Below are 18,160 nucleotides of genomic sequence, written 5' to 3' on the forward strand. Positions count from 1 at the left end.
CGAGCGACCTCGGGCGAACCGTCACACCCACATGCCAACCTCACGCCCACGCGGGGCAAGAACCCCGACGACGAGCTAAATGATCATGCCTATGAGAGATCCGGGCTAGCGCCGCCAGGAGACGTCGACGGCGAACCGCCGGAACCCCCTGCTCTCGTAGAGCCGGACGGCGGCGGTGTTGTCCTCCTCGACGTACAGCAGGACCTCCGTCAGGCCACAGCGGCGCAGGTGGGCCAGCCCGAGGTCGGTGAGCGCGCGGCCCAGCGACATGCCCTGGGCATCGGGATCGATGCCGAGCACATAGATCTCGCCGACCGGTTCGTCGGCGACGTCACCGGCAGGGTGCACCTTCGTCCAGTGCGAGCCGAGGAGCTCTCCGCCGTGGTCCGGGTCGCCCCGCCAGGCCAGCAGGAAGCCGTCGGGGTCGAACCACGGCTCCTGCTCGCGCAGGCGGAGGTCCTCGGCGGTCCAGCTGCCCTGCTCCGGATGGTGGGCGAAGGCGCGGGCGTTCACGCGCAGCCAGGCGGTCTCGTCCCGGCCGGGCCGGAAGGCCTCCACGTGGGCCCCCTCGGGGAGCGCCGGGTGGGGGTCGGGATCGACACCGGCGAGGTCGCGGCGCATCTGCAGCAGCACGCGGGACCGGGTGAACCCGCGGGGCGCGAGCAGCTCCGCCGAACCCGGCAGATCGCCGTGCGCCCAGAGGCTCAGGGATCGGGGGCCGGCCAGCTCGAGCAGCCGGTCCAGCAGGGTGGAGCCGTGTCCGCGCCGCCGGTGCGAGGGGTGCACGACGAGCTCGGCCTCGACGCCGCCGTCCGCACCGACGTCGTAGCGGGCGTACCCGGCGACGTCCTCGCCGTCGCGGACCACGAGGTCGCCCCCACCCGGCGGGCCGCCGTGCTGGAGCCGGAGCTCGGCCTCCTCCGACAGCGGACGGACGCCGTCGGCGGCGGAGGCGGCGCGCAGCAGCGCGAGGACGTCGGCGACGTCGAGATCGGTGCTCATCCGGCCATCAGACCAGCTCGGCGTCGGCCTCCGCCTGGGCGGCCCTGGCCGTCGCGTCCGCGACCTGCCGGTCGAGCTTGTAGCCGACGTTGCGCACGGTGCCGATGAGCGCCTCGTGCTCGGTGCCGAGCTTGGCCCGGAGACGACGCACGTGGACGTCCACCGTACGGGTGCCGCCGAAGTAGTCGTAGCCCCAGATCTCCTGCAGCAGCTGGGCCCGCGAGAAGACCCGGCCCGGGTGCTGGGCCAGGTACTTCAGGAGCTCGAACTCCTTGTAGGTGAGGTCGAGGGGGCGACCGCGCAGCTTGGCGGAGTAGCTGTGCTCGTCGATCACCAGCTCGCCGGCCTGCGTGACACCGCGGTCGCCGCCGTCGGCCGGCGCCGCTGCGGCCAGCCGGCGGGTGGTGGCCCACTTCAGGCGGGCGTCCACCTCCGCCGGCCCGGCGGTGTCCAGGAGGACGTCGTCGATGCCCCAGTCCGCCGACAGTGCCACCAGGCCCCCCTCGGAGAGGACCGCGACCAGGGCGGCGGCCACGCCGGTGGAGGAGAGCAGCCCGCAGAGCGTGCGCGCCTGGATGAGGTCGTGGCGGGCGTCGACGAGGACCACGTCCCCGGAGTCGCCGTCGAGCAGGCTGGACAGTTCAGGGGCCACCACACGGACCTGGTGGCCCAGCAGCCCCAGAGCGGGGAGCACCTCGGTCGTGGCCTGTCGCGCCGCGGTCATGAGTACGAGTCGCATGTCGTCTCCTCACGGGGCCGTGGGACGACGGCATCGTCCCCGGACCTTCGACGGCACTGTCGAGGTGAGCGGTCAGGATAACGGACGCGTCGCCTCCACCGGCTGGAACGGCGGGACCGTCGACCGGCTCTCGTATCGATGACGGTGTCGGCTTCGCGGGCCCCGTCCGGTTCCGGACACGCCGAGAGCGGGCTACCGCTCCGTCGCACGGATCGGACGCCCGGTGTCTGGGACCATCGACCCGTGACGTCTCCGGCGATGCAGTCCGCGCTGCCGGCGCGGGTGCACCACCTGCAGCCGGCGGGGCTCACCGCGCTGGCCGTGGCCCTGGTGGTCCTGCTGCCCGAGCTCTTCGGCGACCTCGGCCGGCTGGGCGCGGTGCTGGTCCTCCAGCTCGGTCTGGTTCTCACCTGGGTGCTGGTCGCCGGCCTCGAGGGGTTCGGCGGGTCGCTGGCCGTGGGCGCTGCCGCCGCGGTCGCGGCCGATCTCGCGCTGATCCTGCCGGAGCGGCCGGCGCTGGGGGACCTCCTGGTGGTGCTGGGTGTCGGGTTCCTCGCCGCCGTTCTCCAGCAGATGCTGCGGCGCCCCCGCGAGGACCTCGTCGCCTCCCTCTCCGGGACGGTGCTGCTGCTGTGCGCGGTGAGCGCCCTCGCCGCGCTCCTGCTGCTCGGCCGGGCCCCGGACGGTCACGGACAGGCGATGGTCGCCCTCCTGGCGGTCGGCGCCGCACTGGTCGTCGGCCACGCGGTCGATCTCGTCCTCCCGCGTCCCTACCTGGCGACGGGGGTGCCGCGCGGGCTCTTCGGGCTGCTGCTCTCGGTGCTGGCCGGCGCCCTGGTCGCGTTCCTCGGTCGGGACGCCGGGGGGACCGGCGCGGCCGTGCCCGCACTGGTGGAGGGCGCGGTGCTCGCCGGTGTGACGGCGATGGTGGCCCTGGTGACCAGCTATGTCGTGGTCGAGGCGACGTCGGCTGGTGGGGAGTGGGCCGACGAGGACGGGCCCGCTGCCCACGGGGATCCGTCGTTGTCCCCCTGGGCGCTGTCGGTGGTCCAGGCCGTCCTGCCGCTCGCGGCGTGCGCGCCGGTGGCGCTGGCCCTGCGGAGCATCCTGTGAGGGCACTCGTCGTCGTGGCGGTGCTGCTGCTCGGCCTGACGGTGGTGCTAGACCGGGTGGCGGTGGGGGTCGCCGAGGACAGGGTCGCGACCGAGCTGCCCGCCGAAGGTGCCCTCCAGGACGCCCCGGAGGTCGACATCGCGGGCTTCCCGTTCCTCACCCAGGCCGTCGGTGGCAGCTACGACGACGTGCGGATCTCCCTCACCGCCGCCGACCTCGGCCAGCCCGAGGGGACGCGTGCCGACCTCTTCCTGCAGGGCGTCCACGTGCCGCTGTCCGCGGCGCTGTCCGGCTCCGTGCGCGAGGTGCCCGTCGACCGCATCGACGGGACGGCGACGCTGCCCTACCCGCTGCTCGCGGCACAGCTGGGCGCGGACACCGAGGTCGCGCGGGAGGGCGACCGTCTGCGGATCACGCGGACGGTGGAGGTCCTGGGCCGGCAGCTGCGGCTCACCGCGGTGGGCCGGGTGGAGCTGGAGGGGGGCGAGCTCGTCGTCGACGTCCAGGAGGCGGACGGCGCGGGGGTCAAGGTTCCCGGATTCGTCCTGGACCGGGCCGTCGACCTGCTGGACCTGCGCTATCCGGTGCCGCCCCTGCCGTTCGGGCTGCAGGTGACCAGCGTGCGGCCGGCGGCGGAGGGCGTCGACGTCGAGCTGCAAGCGGTCAACACGGTGCTGACCGCGGAATGACCCCTCCGGCCGACAGGTTCGAGTCGGGGACGTGTGGGACGGGACCGGCCGTGGTGGTCGCCCTTCCGGCGGTGGTCGCCGTCGCGGCGTGGTGGCTGCGCGGAAAGGACGGCGCGGACCACGCTCCGGGCACCGAGGAGGACGGCGTGGCGGGAGCCTTCGAGCGGCTGGGTGTGCGGCCCACGGACGCCGACCTGACCGTCGTGCAGTTCTCCACGGCGTTCTGCGGCCCCTGCCGCGCCACGAAGGCCCGCTTGCAGCAGCTGCAGACCACCCGCCCGGGGCTGGCCGTCGTGCAGATCGACGCCGAGAGCCATCTCCAGGAGGTCCGGGAACTGGACGTCCGCCGGACGCCGACGCTGTTCTACCTCGACCGTGGTGGACGGCTGGTCGGGCGCAGCAGCGGCGCGCCCAGACCGGAGGAACTGACCGCTTGGGTGGACGCCCACGTCGGCGCGCACTCCTGATCGGCTACTCTCGCGCCGTGGGCATCCTGCTGACCTCGCGCCGCACAGTGGACCTGTGCCGCGTCGGCAGCTGCCTGTGTCCGACTCCCTGAGGACGAACCCCGTTCGTCCAGACGCGCCCTGACCGCCGTCCGGAGAGTCTGCTTCTTCATGAGCTCCGCTGTTCCCCGTGAGGTCGACGTGCGGGGCCCGCGTTTCGCCGCGTGGGTCACGGCGGTCGTCCTCGCCGTCGCCCTGGTCCTGAACAGCGGCACGCTCGTCGCCGCCCAGGCCGCGGTCTTCGCCCTGGTGGCGGCCCTGCTCGGCGCCGCCACCGGCATCTGCCTGGGCTGCGAGTCGTACCTGCTCGCCCGGCGGGCCCTGCCGGCCCGCGCCTGACCGATCCGCACACCGCGACCACACACCGACGCACACCACGCACGCACACCGATATCGGAGGAATCCCATGAGCCGCACCGACGTGCTCGTCACCGCCGACTGGGCCCAGGAGAACCTGGGCAAGCCCGGTCTGGTCTTCGTCGAGGTGGACGAGGACACCAGCGCCTACGACGGCGGGCACCTCGAGGGCGCCGTCAAGCTGGACTGGAAGAAGGACCTGCAGGACCCGCTGCGCCGCGACTTCGTCGACAAGGCCGGCTTCGAGGCCCTGATGTCCTCCCGCGGGATCAGCAACGACGACACCGTCATCCTCTACGGCGGCAACAACAACTGGTTCGCCGCCTACGCGTACTGGTACTTCAAGCTCTACGGCCACCGGGACGTCAAGCTGATCGACGGCGGCCGCAAGAAGTGGGAGCTCGACGGACGCCCGCTGTCGAAGGACGCGGTGGAGCGCCCGGCCACTCAGTACAAGGCCAGCGACCCCGACCTCTCGATCCGTGCGTTCCGCGACGAGGTCGTCGCCTCGATCGGCTCCAAGAACATCATCGACGTCCGCTCGCCCGACGAGTTCTCCGGCAAGATCCTGGCCCCGGCGCACCTGCCGCAGGAGATGGCACAGAAGGGCGGGCACGTCCCGACCGCGAAGAACATCCCGTGGAGCAAGGCGGCCAACGAGGACGGCACGTTCAAGAGCGACGAGGAGCTGGCCAAGCTCTACGACGAGCAGGGCTACGACGACAGCTTGGCGACCATCGCCTACTGCCGCATCGGGGAGCGCTCCAGCCACACCTGGTTCGTGTTGCGCGAGCTGCTCGGCAAGCCCGACGTCAAGAACTACGACGGCAGCTGGGTCGAGTACGGCTCGCTCGTCGGCGTCCCGATCGAGAAGTGAGCTGACATGTGCGGAGCGCCGAAGCAGGACGGTTCCCTCGCGGGGATCGATCTGTCCACGCAGACGGTGATCCAGGGTTCGGTCTGGCACGACGGCGCACCCGTGGCCGGTGCCTACGTCCGGCTGCTGGACGAGACCGACGAGTTCACCGCCGAGGTGGTGACCAGTCCGGAAGGTGAGTTCCGGTTCTTCGCCGCCCCGGGTCGGTGGAAGCTGCGCACCCTCGCCCCGGTGGGCAAGGGCGAGCGTGTCGTCTCCGCCGACGTCGGCCTCAACGAGACTACCGTCGCGATCGACTGAGGACCCCGTCCTCCTCACCCCTCGCAGGCCCGGGGTGAGCCTCCGGACGGGGCCGTGTCGCCCGTCCCGGCTTCGGCCGGGACGGGCGCTGTCGGCTCACTCGACGGGCGGGGCGGAGTCGTCGTCGCCGGGCAGCGGCGGGACCGGGCTCTGCACGATCACCGCCACCATCCCGGCGGAGGAGCCACTGGCGTGCTCCTCGCCGGGCTCCCAGAGCACGGCGTCGCCCGGACCCAGCGGGACCGCGTGTCCGTCGGGGCCGGCGGCCCAGCCCTCACCGCTGACCACAGCCAGGAGCTGCCACACGCGGGTGGGGTGCCGGCCGATCCGCGACCGCGCGGCGAACTCGACCACGTCGACCGCGAACCCCTCGACCGGCTGCGTGACGCGGGCGTGGGGCCGGAGGGTCACGCCGGTGCTGCTGAACGACGACAAGGTCGTGGACGACAACGCGACGCGGCGCATCGGCCGACGGTAGGGCATGCGCCCACGTCGGAGGCCGGGTTCCTGCGTCGAACAGCAGGGCAGCCGCGCCGAGGGCACCCACTCACAGGACCGGAGCCGACGTCGTCGTGGGATCAGAATCCGATGAGCCCGACGAGGTCCTCCATGGCCCGGTCGAAGTAGCGGTCGGCATCCTGGACGGAACCGACGAAGTGACCGAACAGCTCGAAGCTGATCGTCCCGTAGAGGGAGCTCCACGCCAGCAGCGCACGGAGCCGCACCGTCTCGTCGAGCGCCGGGTGCTCCCCGCCGAGGACCTCGACCGCCTCCTGGCTGACGAGTCCGGGATCGCGTTTCCCGGCGGCCGGCCGAAGGGCGCCGTCGCGTGCGGCGTCCCCGAGGATCCGTCCGAGGACGATGCCGACGCGGGACGCCGCCGGGACGGTGTCCCGCGGCGCCCGGTAGCCGGGCACGGGTGAGCCGTAGAGCAAGGCGTACTCGTGCGGATGGGCGGTCGCCCAGGCCCGGACGGCGCGGCACACCGCCAGCCACCGCTCGGCGGGTGGCAACGAGGGGTCGTCGGCCGCCTCCGCAGCCGCGCCCAGGTCGTCGTAGCCGTCGATGATCAGCCGGGTCAGCAGGTCGTCCCGGCTGGGGAAGCGAGCATCGATCTCGAACGAGAGCACCGCTCTCGCTGGGTGGTCGAGGAGCTCGTCATGGCACTGCACGTGATCGTCGGCAAGGGGCCGGTCGGAATGACGACGGCGGAGGAGCCGGTCGCGCGCGGCCACCGTGTCCGGGTGCTGTCCCGCAGCGGCGGACGCTCCACCGGAACCGTGGAACACCGCCAGGTGGACGCTGCCGACGCCGACGCGCTGACCGCGGCCGGCCGGGGGGCCGCAGTCCTCTACAACGCCGTCAACCCCGCCTATCACCGCTGGCCCGTCGACTGGCCGCCGGTCGCGGCCGCTCTGCTCACCGCCGCGGAGCGCACCGGCGCCGTCCTCGTCACGATGTCGAACCTGTACGTGTACGGCCGACCGTCGGGACCGATGACGCCCGACACCCCCCTGGCGGCCACCGACGTCAAGGGGCGGGTGCGGATCGGCATGTGGACCGATGCCCTGGCGGCGCACGAGGCGGGACGGGTGCGAGTCACCGAGGCCCGCGCCGCGGACTTCGTCGGACCGCAGGTCCCGGCCGCGCACTCGCACCTGACCAGGCAGCTGCCCGCTCTGCGGAAGGGCCGCCGCGCGTGGGTGATCGGCGACCCGGACGCCCGTCGCTCCTGGGCGTACCTGCCCGACGTGGCCGCCACCCTCGCGACGCTCGGCACCGACGAACGCGCCCTCGGTCGGGCATGGCACGTGCCCAGCGCTGCCCCACGTTCGCAGCGGCAGGCCTTGGGCGACCTGGCGGAGGCGATGTCGTCGCCCGCCCACCCGATCCCGCCGGTGCGGGTGAGCAGCGTGCCGTGGCCCGTCCTGCGCGCGGTCGGGCTCGCCGTGCCGATGATGCGCGAGGTCCTCGACGTCCGACACCAGTTCGACCAGGACTTCGTGATCGACGCGAGCGCGACCACAGCGACCTTCGGGCTCACCGCTACCCCGTGGGAGCAGACGGTGCGTGCCACGGCGGAGGCAGCGCCGGTGACCGCCTGAGGCAGGTCGCGTCGTCGTCATTACCGTGGACGCATGGTTTCTGCCTGGATCCTGGCCACCCTGGCGGCCCTGGCCTCCGCGGGTTGTGCTGTCGGCGCCTACCGGCTCGCGCGCCGGCCGCGGGGAGCCCGGCGATGACGGGGCCGACGGAGCTGCCGGTGCCCGACACCGCCGACGTCCGCATCGGCCCGGAGGTCTCCGAGGAGATCCTGTCGGTCCTGCCGCTGCTCGGGGAGTGGCACGGCGAGGGCCAGGGCGCCGGCGCCGCCGGTGATCACCGCTTCGGTCAGTGGATCCGGTTCAGCCACGACGGCCGTGGCTTCCTCGCCTACGAGTCGCGTACCTGGCGGCTCACCGACGACGGCGCCATCGTCGGCCCCGACATCCGGGAGACCGGCTTCTGGCGGCCCCGTGGTCAGGACGACGTCGAGCTGCTGGTCGCCAGCCCCGAGGGGGTCGTCGAGCTCTACGTCGGCCGCGCCCGGACGACGACGAGCTGGGAGCTGACGACCGACGTCATGGCCCGGACCCCCGACGCGCCGGACGTCACCCGGGCGGTGCGGCTGTACGGCATCGTCGAGGGCGCGCTGATGTACGCGATCGACCGGGCGGGCCCGGACGAGGCGCCGCGACCCTGGATGTCGGCCCGGCTCGAGCGGCTGCGGTGAGCAGCAGCACTCCGCGCCAGGTCGCGGACGCCTACGTCGAGGCGGTCTGCGACCTGGACCCGATCGTGGCGGCCTCGCTGGGCAACCGGCCCGGCGACGACCGGCTGCCCGACTTCGGGCCGACGGGCCTGGAGGCCGAGGCCGAGCTGGCCCGGACCACGCTGGCCGAGCTGGACCGCGTGCTGGAGGCGGACCCGACGCTGCTGGACCACCCGGTCGAGCGGGGGTGCGCCCGCCTGCTGCGCGAGCGACTCGGTGCGGAGCTCGCCGTCCACGAGTCAGGCGAGGGTTACCGGTCCCTGTCGAATCTGTTCAGCCCGGTGCACTCGGTCCGCCAGGTCTTCATGCTGATGCCCGCGGTGACCGAGGAGGACTGGGCGGTCATCGCCCGGCGGATGGCCCGGGTCCCGGAGGCCTACCGCGGCTACCGGGCCTCCCTGGACGAGGGCGCTCGGCGGGGTCTGTTCGTCGCGCCGAGGCAGGTGCGCACCGTCGTCGGCCAGCTGGACGAGTGGCTGGCGGGGCCGTACTTCGCGACCTTCGTCGCGGCCGGTCCCGACACCCTGCGCTCGCAGCTGCACGAGGCCGCTGGCGCCGCGGACGCGGCGGTGGCCGGCATGCGCGACTATCTGCGCGACGAGTACGCGCCCCGGGCTGCGGGGACGCCGGACGCCGTGGGTCGGGAGCGCTACGCCGTCGCCGCCCGACGCTGGACGGGCTCGGACCTCGGCGCCGGACAGGGTCTCGAGGAGGCCTACGCCTGGGGCTGGGCAGAGCACCGGCGGATCCTGGCCGAACAGTGGGCCGAGGCCGAGAAGGTCCTCCCCGGCGCGACGCCGATGGAGGCCATGCGCTGGCTGAACGAGCACGGCCCCGCGGTGGAGGGCGTGGCGGCGATCCGCGAGCGGCTCCAGGCGATGATGGACGAGGCGATCGAGGCCCTCGACGGCACGCACTTCGACCTCGCGGAGCCCGTCCGGAAGGTCGAGGCGATGATCGCCCCGCCGGGCAGCGCGGCCGCGCCCTATTACACGCGTCCGGCGCAGGACTTCTCCCGGCCCGGTCGAACCTGGCTGCCCACGCTGGGCCGCGAGCGTTTCCCGCTGTGGGACCTGATCTCGATCTGGTACCACGAGGGCGTTCCCGGCCATCACCTGCAGCTGGCGCAGTGGGCCTACGTCTCGGGGGAGCTGTCGACGTACCAGACGTCACTGGGCTCGGTCGGGGCGAACGTCGAGGGCTGGGCGCTCTACGCCGAGCGCCTGATGGACGAGCTCGGCTACCTGGCCGACCCAGCCGCGCGGCTGGGCTACCTCGACGCCCAGCAGCTGCGGGCGGTCCGGGTGGTCATCGACATCGGCATGCATCTCGGGCTGCCGATCCCCGAGGACGCCGAGGGGGTGCTCGCCGGCCACCGGGGGAAGCCGTGGACGCCGGAGCTGGCGCGGGCCTTCCTCGGGGAGAGCTCCGGCGCCGATCCTGCGTTCCTCGACAGCGAGCTGGTGCGCTACCTCGGGCTCCCCGGGCAGGCGATCAGCTACAAGCTGGGGGAGCGGGCGTGGCTTGCGGGCCGGGCGGCGGCGCAGCGGGCCCGCGGCGCGAACTTCGACCTCAAGGCCTGGCACATGGCCGCGCTGTCGCAGGGCTCGCTCGGCCTCGACGACCTCGCCGCGGAGCTGGCGCAGCTCTAGCAGCGGGACGGAAGCGGGTTCACCGGGTCGACGGCCACCGGGTCGTCCGGTGCCGCCGGTACGACCTCCAGGCCCGGCGCCGCCAGCAGCTCGGTGATGCAGGCGGCGCTGCCGCCGACGTAGGTGCTCATGAGGTCGATGTCGGTGACGACGCACCAGGCCTGGTCGGCCGGCCACCAGAGATTGGCGCTCTGCTCGTGCGGCTCGGGCGCCAGATTGCGGGCGGCGTCGCCCACCGTGCCGTCCACCAGGACGACGTCGTGGCCGCCGCGCAGGAGGAGCCGCGGCGGCACGTCGGGCGAGGGGAGGTCGTAACCGAAGCCGTCCCAGCGACCGAAGAGGCACGCTGCGGACGTCCCGGTGTGCCCGGCCAGCACGTCGGCCAGGCGGCGGGCGACGGGCACGGCCAGGTGGCCCTCGCTCGGGGCGTCGTCCCAGACGGGGGGCTGGCTGTCGGAGGACACGAAGTCCCAGCTGCCGGTGACCGATGCCCACTGCATCAGCGGGTGCGCGACGGTGCCGTTGTGGGCGGCGACCTCGGCCCACGGGACCTCGATGTCGTCGTTCCCGGCATAGCGCACGGCCGGATGGAAGAGACGCGCGTAGGCCTCGAACACGGCTGGGACGAGCGCACCCACGGTGCCCGGCTCGCCGCGGCGCCGGGCGGAGGAGATCCACACACCCCGGGAGACGTCGGTCCGGACCGGTAGTCCGCCGAGTTCCACGGCTGGAATGTACCCAGGGAACGGACAACCCCCGGGCTGCTCCGCGGCGCTGTCCTCCGGAGAGGGAGCTGCACGCGGGCCGACTGGACAAATGTCGGCAGCCCGGGGGTCGGGTGACTGTCCGGTTCTCGCTCGCCGCCGTACGACGGACGGGCGATCATGCCGTCGTTCGGATCTCACTCCGAACGGGCGGCCCATCTGGACGGCGGCTAGCGGACAGCCACCTCACGAGTCCTGTAGCTAAGCAAAGTTACGGACCACCTCCTCTCTCGTGTACGACGAAAGTACGTCGGATCCGGAGGGTCGGCAACGAGGATTTTCAGCTCTCCGCGGACGGCGGCACCGTGCGGCCGGGAGGCGGCGCACCCTTCCAGTCGGGGTCGTGGTCGGCGCGGTCGTCGACGGTGTCCCAGGCGTCGGGGACGCCGTCCTGGTCGACGTCGCGCTGCTCCTCCTCGTACATCTGCCTGTACCGACGGTTGCGCAGGCGCAGCAGGACGGTGGCCAGCAGCGCAGCGGCGACCGTGCCGGCCAGGATGCCCACCTTCGCGTGGTCGTAGTTCTCGCTCTCGGCGCCGTAGGCCAGCTCGGTGATCAGCAGCGAGACGGTGAAGCCGATCCCGCCGAGCAGGGACAGCCCGATGACGTCGGGCCAGCCGAGCTTCTCGTCGAGCTCCGCGCGGGTGAACCGCGAGACCAGCCAGGTGGCACCCGTGATGCCGATCGTCTTGCCCAGGACCAGGCCCACCATGATGCCGACCGCGATGCTGTCGCCGAGCGAGGCGCCCAGTCCTGACATCCCGCCCACGGCGACGCCGGCGGAGAAGAAGGCGAACACCGGGACGGCGACGCCGGCCGAGAGCGGGCGGAGACGGTGCTCGAAGTGCTCGGCCAGCCCCGGCCCGGCGTCCGGCCCGCCGGCTGCCTCGCTGCGCACGACGGGCACCGTGAAGGCGAGCAGCACGCCGGCCACGGTCGCGTGCACCCCCGACTCGTGCATGAGCACCCAGGTGAGGACGGCGAGCGGCAGCAGCAGCCACCAGGACCTGATCCGCTTCTGGACGAGGACGCCGAAGACCGCCAGCGGCACGAGGGTGAGCGCGAGGGAACCGAGCGAGAGCGATTCGGTGTAGAAGATCGCGATCACGACGATGGCGAGCAGGTCGTCGACCACGGCAAGGGTGAGCAGGAACGTCCGCAACGCGCTGGGCAGGTGGGTGCTGATCACCGCGAGGACGGCGAGGGCGAAGGCGATGTCGGTCGCGGACGGGATCGCCCAGCCGCGCAACGACCCCTCCGGTCCGCCGAGGTTGAACAGCACGAAGATCAGCGCGGGCACGACCATGCCCCCGACGGCGGCGGCGATCGGCAGTGCCGCGCGGTGCGGTTCCCGGAGGTCGCCGGCGACGAACTCACGCTTCAGTTCCAGTCCGGCGACGAAGAAGAAGATCGCCAGCAGGCCGTCGGCCGCCCAGGTGCCCAGCGTCAGGTCCAGGTGGAGGGATGCCGGCCCCACGCGTGTGTCGCGCAGCGTCTCGTAGGCCTCGCCCCAGGGCGAGTTGGCCCAGACCAGGGCGATCGCCGCGCCGGCCAGCAGCAGGGCCCCGCCGACGGTCTCCCTGCGCAGGACGGAGGCGATGCGCTGGGCCTCGGGCCACGAACCGCGACCGAAGAGGGTGGGGGACGGGTTGCTCACGGGGGCGGCTCCAGTTGCAGGGTCGGGTCGGACGTTGCCGACCAGACTTCCCGGCGCACCGGGGACCACACTAACGGCGGGGGCTCCCCGGGGGGACGGGCATAGGCTCGCCGTGTGGGACACGGGCACGAGGGAACGGCGCCGCTCGCGGAACGGCTGCGCGCGCGGGGGCTGCGGCTGACCGCCCCGCGGCAGCGGGTTCTCGCTGCGGTGACCGCCCTGGAGCACGCGACGCCGGAGGCGATCGGCGCCCGGCTGCGCGAGGAGGCCGGCCCGGACGGCACCGCTCCCGACACCTCGACGGTCTATCGCAACCTGGAGCTGCTGGAGCGGCTCGGTCTGGTGTGGCACACCCACCTCGGCAAGGGCGCGCCGGTCTACCACGCCGCTGAGCGCCCCCACCTGCACGTCGTCTGCCAGTCCTGCGGCGAGATCGCCTCGGCGCCTCCGGACCTCCTGGACAGCGCCGCGGAACGTCTGGCGGCCGACCTGGGTTTCACCGTGGACGTAGGGCACGTCGCCCTGTCCGGGACGTGCCGCGCGTGCCGCGAACTAGCCGGATCGGAGCATCCCTCATGACCTCGTCCACCCCCGACCCGACCCGACCCTCGTCACCCCTGCTGTCCCGTCCTGGCGCGGTCGTCGTCGAGGGCGGTGTGGTCGCTGCCCACTACGGCGACCCGCTGCGCGAGCAGCGGCTGCTGGCCGAGGGAGTCGGTCTGGTCGACCGCAGCGACCGGGACGTCGTCAGCGTCCCGGGCACCGACCGGCTGACCTGGCTGCACAGCATCACCAGCCAGCACCTGGACCGGCTGACCGACGGTTCCGGCAGCGAGGCGCTGGTGCTCTCACCGCACGGCCACGTCGAGCACCACCTGGTCCTCGCCGAGATCGGGGGGACCACCTGGGCCGATGTCGAGCCGGGCACGGGGGCGGCGCTGCACGCGTTCCTGGAGCGAATGCGGTTCATGCTCCGGGTCGAGCCGCAGCGGGTGACCGAACGGTGGGCCGTGCTCAGCCTCGTCGGACCGCGGGTCGAGGACGTCCTCGCCGCGGCGGAGCTGCCGGTACCGACGCAGGCCTATGAGGTCCGGTCGACGAGCGGCGGCTTCGTACGACGCATGCCCCCGATCGGCGACGGCGCCCCCGTGGTCGACCTGGTCGTCCCCCGGGCGGAGCTGGGCGCGGCGGCCGACCGGCTGCTGGACGCGGGAGCCGGCCTGGCCGGCGTCTCCGCCTACGAGGCGCTCCGGGTGGAGGCCCGGCGTCCCCGGCTCGGCGTGGACACCGACCACCGGACGATCCCCAACGAGCTGCCCTGGTTGCGTACCGCCGTGCACCTGGACAAGGGCTGCTACCGCGGGCAGGAGACGGTCGCCCGCGTGCACAACCTGGGACGCCCGCCGCGGCGGCTGGTCCTCCTCCACCTGGACGGCGTCAGCGAGGTGCTGGCCGAGCCGGGCACCCCGGTGCTCGCCGGCACCCGCGAGGTCGGCCGGGTGGGCAGCGTCGTGCGTCACCACGAGCTGGGGGTCGTCGCACTGGCCCTGGTGAAGCAGTCGGTGCAGCAGGACGCCGTCCTGACGGTGGCCGGGTCCACGGCCGCGATCGACCCCGACGACGCCCCGGCCGAGGCCGACGACACCCTGGCCGCGGCCCGCGAGCGAGTCCGCGCCGTGCGGTCTGCCACGATCGGCCGGTGACTCACAGCACGCTCATCACCGTCGCCCCCACCGGGGCCGAGTCGGCGAAGGCCGACGTCCCGGCCCTGCCGGTCACGATCGATGAGGTGGTGGCGACGGCGCGGGACTGCGAAGCCGTCGGCGCCTCGGTGATCCACCTGCACGTGCGGGACGCCGACACACGGCCCACGCTCGACCTCGGCCGGGTGCGCGAGGTCGTCAGCGCGGTGCGCGAGAACACCGACCTGATCGTCCAGCTCTCCAGTGGTGGCGCGGTCACCGACCCGTTCGACGCCCGGCTCGCCGTCCTCGACGCCGAGCCCGACGCCGCGTCGCTGACGCTCGGCACGGTGAACTTCGGCCGGGACGTCTTCTCCAACCCCTGGGACCTGATCGTCGAGCTGCACACGCAGATGCAGCAGCGCGGGATCGTGCCCGAGTACGAGGTGTTCGACCTCGGGCAGCTGGCCACCCTGACCCGTCTCCTGGACCGGCACGGCCTGCCGCACGGCGGCCGCGTGCACGTCGACCTCGTGATGGGCGTGCCGGGAGGGATGCCGGGCACGGCGCAGGCGCTGACCGCGTGCCTGCCGTTCCTCCCGCCCGGCGCGACGTTCGCCGCGACGGGGGTGGGGCGGACGTCGCTGCCGGTGATGCTGGCCGCGCTGTCGGCCGGCGGTCACCTGCGGGTGGGGATGGAGGACACCCTCACCTACGCTCCGGGCGAGCCGGTGCGCGACAACGCCCAGCTGGTGGCCCGCGCGGCCGGTCTCGCCCGGATCGCCCAGCGCCCGCCGATGAGTACCGACGATGCCCGCAGCTTCCTGGGCATCAAGCCGATGGAGGTCGCACTGTGAGCGAGCTCCCGAGCTCACCGATGAGCACAGCAGCCCGGCGGACGCCGTCGACGAGCGCCAGTGAGGAGAGCAAGTGAGCCCGAAGCCCACCCCGGCCGGGGGTGCCGCTGTCGACGCGCTCCTGGAGCCGACCTTCCTCGAGGACGCGACGGCCCAGCCGATGGCCGAGGTCCGCCGGCTGCGCCGCGAGGCCGAGCAGCAGGAGGTCAACCTCTCCTACACGCGGCGACTCCTGCAGGGGCGGCTGGACATCGTCCGGCGCGAGCTGCAGCGGCGTGCCGAGCACGACGGCCGCTCGCTGGTGGACCTCCTGCCGGAGATCCTGTCGGAGAAGGGGCGCGGCCCGGCGCACGGGCTGGGCCGGCACCAGACCGTGCAGCCGCACGCCCCGGAGGAGTACGAGTCCTGGGTGAACGGGCTGACCAAGGGCGTGGACATCTCGGCGATCTCCGATCTGACCGACGCCAAGTTGGAGAAGGCGGCCCGCGCTCTCGCCGAGGCCGAGCGCGACCTGTCCGAGCGCCGTCGCGGCGTGCAGCAGGTCATGGACGGGCTGGCCGCCGAGCTCGGCCGCCGGTACCGGGACGGCGAGGCGGACGTCGCCGCCCTGCTGGCCGACGAGGGCCGGCACTGATGGCCCCGTCCAGAGGCTCGCTCCGAGCGTGCGAGGAGTGAGGGGGACGGGGTCCTTCGACTGGCCGGACAACCCGGTGCTGGTCGAGGTCTGGCGGTCGGGCTTCCTCGAGTCGGCGCACCGCGGTTCCTTCGTCGTCCTGGACGCCTCCGGTGCCGTGGCCTTCGCGGAGGGCGCCGTCGACCGGCCGATCCTGCCGCGGTCGTCGAACAAGCCGGTGCAGGCGACGGCCATGCTGGCGGCCGGTTGGACCCCGCGGTCCGCGCGAGAACTGGCCATCGCGGCCGGTTCGCACAACGGCGAGGACGGCCACCGGGAACTGGCGGACGCGATGCTGGCGGCCGTCGGGCTCGGTCCGGACGACCTGGGCTGCCCGCCCGCGCTGCCGATGCACGATCAGACCCGGGCGGCCTGGGTGGTCGAGGAGCGCAGCGCCGACCGGCTGGCGATGAACTGCTCGGGCAAGCACGCCGCGATGCTGTCGGCCTGCGTGGCCGCCGGGTGGCCGACCGCCGGCTACCTCGAGCGCGACCATCCGCTCCAGCAGGCGATCGAGGCGCGACTGGCGGAGGCGGCCGGTGAGCCGGTGACGGCCGTCGTCGTGGACGGGTGCGGTGCGCCGCAGCACGCGCTGTCGGTGACCGGGCTGGCCCGGGGCGTGCTGTCGCTGGTGCAGGCCGCGGAGGGCACCCGCGAACGAGCGGTCGCGGACGCGATGCGGGCCGAGCCGTGGTTCGTCGCCGGTACCGGCCGGGAGGACACCGAGCTGATGCAGAGCCTCCCCGGGCTGCTGGTGAAGGGGGGCGCCGACGGTGTGCACGTCGCGGCGCTGCCCGGTCGCGGTGCGGTCGCGCTGAAGCTGGACGACGGGGGCGACCGGGGGCGGACCCCGGCGCTGGCGGCGGGCCTGCTGCGGCTCGGGGTGCCGGCGGAGGCGCTCTCGCGGTGGTTGCTGACCCCGGTGTCGGGGGGTGGCGGCGTCGTGGGGGAGGTCCGCGCCGCGCCGTCCCTGAGCGGCTGACCAGCTGGTTTTCCTGTGATCGGTCTCACCCCAGCCTGCTAGCACCTCCGCTTGCAAGAGCTAGCACCCCGGCCTAGGGTCGGATGCGTGCAGACCCCCGGTGAGTTCGTCCGTGAGCAGGTGACGACGGTTCGCGAGACGGTGGACCGGGTCGCCGGCAGCGTGGCGGAGTCCGTCGCCGACGCCCCGAGCGTCGCCTCGGTCAGTTCGCAGGTGGGTGACTTCATCCGTGAGCAGCGCAGCGCCGCCCGGGTGTCGCTGCGCGAGCTGGCCCGCGCCGCCGGTGTCAGCAACCCGTACCTGTCCCAGGTGGAGCGGGGCCTTCGCAAGCCGTCTGCGGAGATCCTCGCGTCGATCGCCCGGGGCCTGAAGATCTCGGCCGAGTCCCTCTACGAGCAGGCGGGAATCCTCGACCGGCGTTCCGGGAACCCGGACACCGTGGCGGCGATCCGGTCGGACGAGGCTCTGTCCGAGCGGCACAAGGCGGTCCTGCTCGAGCTGTACGAGACCTACGTCCGTGAGCACCGGGCCGCAGCCCAGACCTCTTCCCAGCCCGCAGCAGAGACACGAATCTCCAAGGAGTCGGCATGACCGCCACCCAGACCGTGAAGCAGTACGGCGAGTTCGCCGTGACCGCCGCCAAGCCCGCCGTCCTCGCCGCCATCGGCGCCGGTGACCTGGCCGTCGAGCGCGCCCGGACCGTCGTCGCACAGTTCCGCTCCAAGGCCGAGGCCCTGCCGGGCGAGGCGCAGGTCCAGACCGACCTCGCCGTCAAGGAGGCCCGGACCCGGGCCACCGAGGCTGCCGGCAACGCGCGCACCGCGGCGCAGCAGCTGGCCACCGCCGTCCGCCCCGAGATGCTGCGCAGCACCGTCACCAGCCTGGTCGGGGCCGCCCGCACCCAGGCGGTCGCCACGGTCGAGACCCTCGCCGAGCGCGGTGCCGAGGTCGTCGAGGACCTGCGCCGCCAGCCGGCTCTGCGCCGGGTCGTGCGGCGCGCCGAGGCGGCCGTGGACGCCGTCGAGGACGCCGTCGAGGACGTGCTCGAGGAGACGGCCGAGGCCGTCGTCGAGGCCTCCAACGAGGTGACCTCGGTGGCGCAGAAGACCGCCGCCAAGGCGACCAAGGTCGCGGCCCGGGCCGAGGAGAAGGTCGACGCTGCCGCCGAGGCCGCCAAGGCCACCGCGGAGGACGCCGTCGAGGAGCCGAAGGCCGCCAAGAAGGCTCCGTCTGCCAAGAAGAGCACCCCGGCTGCGCGCAAGTCGACCGCCAAGGCGACATCGGCTCGCGTGACCCGTGCCCGCACCGCCAAGCCGGCGGACCCGACCGCGGTGCCCGCCAAGAAGAGCTGACGTCCGGCCGACGTCCAGGACCAGGGCCCCGGAGCTGCGACGGCGCTCCGGGGCCCTGTCGCGTCCGGCTCGCTCCTGCGGGCGAGCGAGGCGAGGAAGTGGTCGATTCCCCGGGGATCTGCGGCCTCGGGCGGGTAGGCTCGGCC

At 73.4% G+C, this 18,160-nt stretch carries 22 protein-coding genes; 16 read left to right on the plus strand and 6 right to left on the minus strand.

Annotated features, from left to right (window positions below; translation table 11 throughout):
- Positions 1–105 precede the first annotated feature (105 nt).
- On the minus strand, positions 106–1,002 hold the full coding sequence (gene mshD, locus CHB94_RS09515; protein ID WP_089336347.1) for a mycothiol synthase: 897 nt from the start codon (positions 1,000–1,002) through the stop codon (positions 106–108).
- A 7-nt stretch (positions 1,003–1,009) separates the two neighbouring features.
- The gene (locus CHB94_RS09520) at positions 1,010–1,741 is read right to left on the minus strand and encodes a winged helix-turn-helix transcriptional regulator (RefSeq protein WP_089336348.1); all 732 of its coding nucleotides are present in this window, start codon (positions 1,739–1,741) and stop codon (positions 1,010–1,012) included.
- 243 nt (positions 1,742–1,984) lie between these two features.
- Between CHB94_RS09520 and CHB94_RS09525 the strand changes: the two genes are divergently transcribed.
- The 6 genes from CHB94_RS09525 to CHB94_RS09550 all read left to right on the plus strand — a co-directional run bounded on the left by CHB94_RS09525 (position 1,985) and on the right by CHB94_RS09550 (position 5,583).
- Positions 1,985–2,854: a hypothetical protein gene (locus CHB94_RS09525; RefSeq protein ID WP_089336349.1), complete on the plus strand. Its 870-nt coding sequence runs from the start codon at positions 1,985–1,987 to the stop codon at positions 2,852–2,854.
- The gene (locus CHB94_RS09530) at positions 2,851–3,543 is read left to right on the plus strand and encodes an LmeA family phospholipid-binding protein (protein WP_089336350.1); all 693 of its coding nucleotides are present in this window, start codon (positions 2,851–2,853) and stop codon (positions 3,541–3,543) included. Before CHB94_RS09525 ends, CHB94_RS09530 begins: the two co-directional genes overlap by 4 nt.
- A 50-nt stretch (positions 3,544–3,593) precedes the next feature.
- Positions 3,594–4,010, plus strand: coding sequence for a thioredoxin family protein (locus tag CHB94_RS09535; protein ID WP_254920535.1), 417 nt, complete (start codon positions 3,594–3,596; stop codon positions 4,008–4,010).
- 150 nt (positions 4,011–4,160) lie between these two features.
- Positions 4,161–4,388: a DUF4395 family protein gene (locus CHB94_RS09540; protein ID WP_089336352.1), complete on the plus strand. Its 228-nt coding sequence runs from the start codon at positions 4,161–4,163 to the stop codon at positions 4,386–4,388.
- Positions 4,389–4,455: 67 nt separating this feature from the next.
- The gene (locus CHB94_RS09545) at positions 4,456–5,283 is read left to right on the plus strand and encodes a sulfurtransferase (RefSeq protein WP_089336353.1); all 828 of its coding nucleotides are present in this window, start codon (positions 4,456–4,458) and stop codon (positions 5,281–5,283) included.
- Positions 5,284–5,289: 6 nt separating this feature from the next.
- Positions 5,290–5,583, plus strand: a complete 294-nt coding sequence (locus CHB94_RS09550; RefSeq protein ID WP_089336354.1) for a DUF1416 domain-containing protein — start codon at positions 5,290–5,292, stop codon at positions 5,581–5,583.
- Between the two features lie 96 nt (positions 5,584–5,679).
- Here CHB94_RS09550 and CHB94_RS09555 read toward each other — a convergent pair whose 3' ends face one another.
- Both CHB94_RS09555 and CHB94_RS09560 read right to left on the minus strand, forming a co-directional pair.
- Positions 5,680–6,048, minus strand: a complete 369-nt coding sequence (locus tag CHB94_RS09555; RefSeq protein ID WP_141137453.1) for a cupin domain-containing protein — start codon at positions 6,046–6,048, stop codon at positions 5,680–5,682.
- A gap of 113 nt (positions 6,049–6,161) precedes the next feature.
- Positions 6,162–6,713 carry a TetR-like C-terminal domain-containing protein gene (locus CHB94_RS09560; RefSeq protein ID WP_254920536.1) on the minus strand — a complete coding sequence of 184 codons (552 nt, stop codon included), beginning with the start codon at positions 6,711–6,713 and terminating at the stop codon, positions 6,162–6,164.
- Positions 6,714–6,743: 30 nt separating this feature from the next.
- Here CHB94_RS09560 and CHB94_RS09565 point away from each other — a divergent pair, with 30 nt between their 5' ends.
- The 3 genes from CHB94_RS09565 (at position 6,744) to CHB94_RS09575 (ending at position 10,047) form a co-directional block, all read left to right on the plus strand.
- Positions 6,744–7,688 carry an NAD-dependent epimerase/dehydratase family protein gene (locus CHB94_RS09565; RefSeq protein WP_089336504.1) on the plus strand — a complete coding sequence of 315 codons (945 nt, stop codon included), beginning with the start codon at positions 6,744–6,746 and terminating at the stop codon, positions 7,686–7,688.
- A gap of 134 nt (positions 7,689–7,822) precedes the next feature.
- Positions 7,823–8,356 (plus strand): heme-binding beta-barrel domain-containing protein, encoded by a 534-nt coding sequence (locus CHB94_RS09570; protein ID WP_089336356.1) that lies wholly within the window; start codon positions 7,823–7,825, stop codon positions 8,354–8,356.
- The gene (locus tag CHB94_RS09575; RefSeq protein WP_254920537.1) at positions 8,353–10,047 is read left to right on the plus strand and encodes a DUF885 domain-containing protein; all 1,695 of its coding nucleotides are present in this window, start codon (positions 8,353–8,355) and stop codon (positions 10,045–10,047) included. Before CHB94_RS09570 ends, CHB94_RS09575 begins: the two co-directional genes overlap by 4 nt.
- Here the strand turns inward: CHB94_RS09575 and CHB94_RS09580 are convergent.
- Both CHB94_RS09580 and nhaA read right to left on the minus strand, forming a co-directional pair.
- Complete coding sequence (locus tag CHB94_RS09580; protein WP_089336357.1) at positions 10,044–10,772, minus strand: hypothetical protein; 729 nt, start codon at positions 10,770–10,772, stop codon at positions 10,044–10,046. The genes CHB94_RS09575 and CHB94_RS09580 overlap by 4 nt on opposite strands.
- Positions 10,773–11,091: 319 nt before the next feature.
- Positions 11,092–12,468: a Na+/H+ antiporter NhaA gene (gene nhaA, locus CHB94_RS09585; protein WP_089336358.1), complete on the minus strand. Its 1,377-nt coding sequence runs from the start codon at positions 12,466–12,468 to the stop codon at positions 11,092–11,094.
- Between the two features lie 114 nt (positions 12,469–12,582).
- Here nhaA and CHB94_RS09590 point away from each other — a divergent pair, with 114 nt between their 5' ends.
- The 7 genes from CHB94_RS09590 (at position 12,583) to CHB94_RS09620 (ending at position 18,014) form a co-directional block, all read left to right on the plus strand.
- Positions 12,583–13,047: a Fur family transcriptional regulator gene (locus CHB94_RS09590; protein ID WP_089336359.1), complete on the plus strand. Its 465-nt coding sequence runs from the start codon at positions 12,583–12,585 to the stop codon at positions 13,045–13,047.
- Positions 13,044–14,171 (plus strand): CAF17-like 4Fe-4S cluster assembly/insertion protein YgfZ, encoded by a 1,128-nt coding sequence (gene ygfZ, locus CHB94_RS09595; RefSeq protein ID WP_089336360.1) that lies wholly within the window; start codon positions 13,044–13,046, stop codon positions 14,169–14,171. Before CHB94_RS09590 ends, ygfZ begins: the two co-directional genes overlap by 4 nt.
- Positions 14,168–15,007 carry a beta-keto acid cleavage family enzyme gene (locus CHB94_RS09600; RefSeq protein ID WP_089336361.1) on the plus strand — a complete coding sequence of 280 codons (840 nt, stop codon included), beginning with the start codon at positions 14,168–14,170 and terminating at the stop codon, positions 15,005–15,007. The genes ygfZ and CHB94_RS09600 overlap by 4 nt, the downstream gene beginning before the upstream one ends.
- A 73-nt stretch (positions 15,008–15,080) precedes the next feature.
- Positions 15,081–15,641, plus strand: coding sequence for an RsiG family protein (locus CHB94_RS09605; protein ID WP_089336362.1), 561 nt, complete (start codon positions 15,081–15,083; stop codon positions 15,639–15,641).
- A 37-nt stretch (positions 15,642–15,678) separates the two neighbouring features.
- Positions 15,679–16,662, plus strand: coding sequence for an asparaginase (locus CHB94_RS09610; protein WP_254920538.1), 984 nt, complete (start codon positions 15,679–15,681; stop codon positions 16,660–16,662).
- Between the two features lie 87 nt (positions 16,663–16,749).
- A complete protein-coding gene (locus CHB94_RS09615) occupies positions 16,750–17,253 on the plus strand; it encodes a helix-turn-helix domain-containing protein (RefSeq protein WP_089336364.1) in 504 nt (167 codons plus the stop codon).
- Positions 17,250–18,014, plus strand: coding sequence for a hypothetical protein (locus CHB94_RS09620; protein WP_089336365.1), 765 nt, complete (start codon positions 17,250–17,252; stop codon positions 18,012–18,014). Before CHB94_RS09615 ends, CHB94_RS09620 begins: the two co-directional genes overlap by 4 nt.
- Positions 18,015–18,160 lie beyond the last annotated feature (146 nt).

Source organism: Blastococcus mobilis (assembly GCF_900188025.1).
GTDB classification, from domain to species: Bacteria; Actinomycetota; Actinomycetes; order Mycobacteriales; family Geodermatophilaceae; genus Blastococcus_B; species Blastococcus_B mobilis.

Excerpts from the sequence above, each read along its gene's own strand:
- mshD (WP_089336347.1), bottom strand. The coding sequence starts at position 1,002 with ATGAGCACCGATCTCGACGTCGCCGACGTCCTCGCGCTGCTGCGCGCC.
- CHB94_RS09520 (WP_089336348.1), bottom strand. The coding sequence starts at position 1,741 with ATGCGACTCGTACTCATGACCGCGGCGCGACAGGCCACGACCGAGGTG.
- CHB94_RS09540 (WP_089336352.1), top strand. The coding sequence starts at position 4,161 with ATGAGCTCCGCTGTTCCCCGTGAGGTCGACGTGCGGGGCCCGCGTTTC.
- CHB94_RS09545 (WP_089336353.1), top strand. The coding sequence starts at position 4,456 with ATGAGCCGCACCGACGTGCTCGTCACCGCCGACTGGGCCCAGGAGAAC.
- CHB94_RS09550 (WP_089336354.1), top strand. The coding sequence starts at position 5,290 with ATGTGCGGAGCGCCGAAGCAGGACGGTTCCCTCGCGGGGATCGATCTG.
- CHB94_RS09555 (WP_141137453.1), bottom strand. The coding sequence starts at position 6,048 with ATGCGCCGCGTCGCGTTGTCGTCCACGACCTTGTCGTCGTTCAGCAGC.
- CHB94_RS09565 (WP_089336504.1), top strand. The coding sequence starts at position 6,744 with ATGGCACTGCACGTGATCGTCGGCAAGGGGCCGGTCGGAATGACGACG.
- CHB94_RS09570 (WP_089336356.1), top strand. The coding sequence starts at position 7,823 with ATGACGGGGCCGACGGAGCTGCCGGTGCCCGACACCGCCGACGTCCGC.
- ygfZ (WP_089336360.1), top strand. The coding sequence starts at position 13,044 with ATGACCTCGTCCACCCCCGACCCGACCCGACCCTCGTCACCCCTGCTG.
- CHB94_RS09620 (WP_089336365.1), top strand. The coding sequence starts at position 17,250 with ATGACCGCCACCCAGACCGTGAAGCAGTACGGCGAGTTCGCCGTGACC.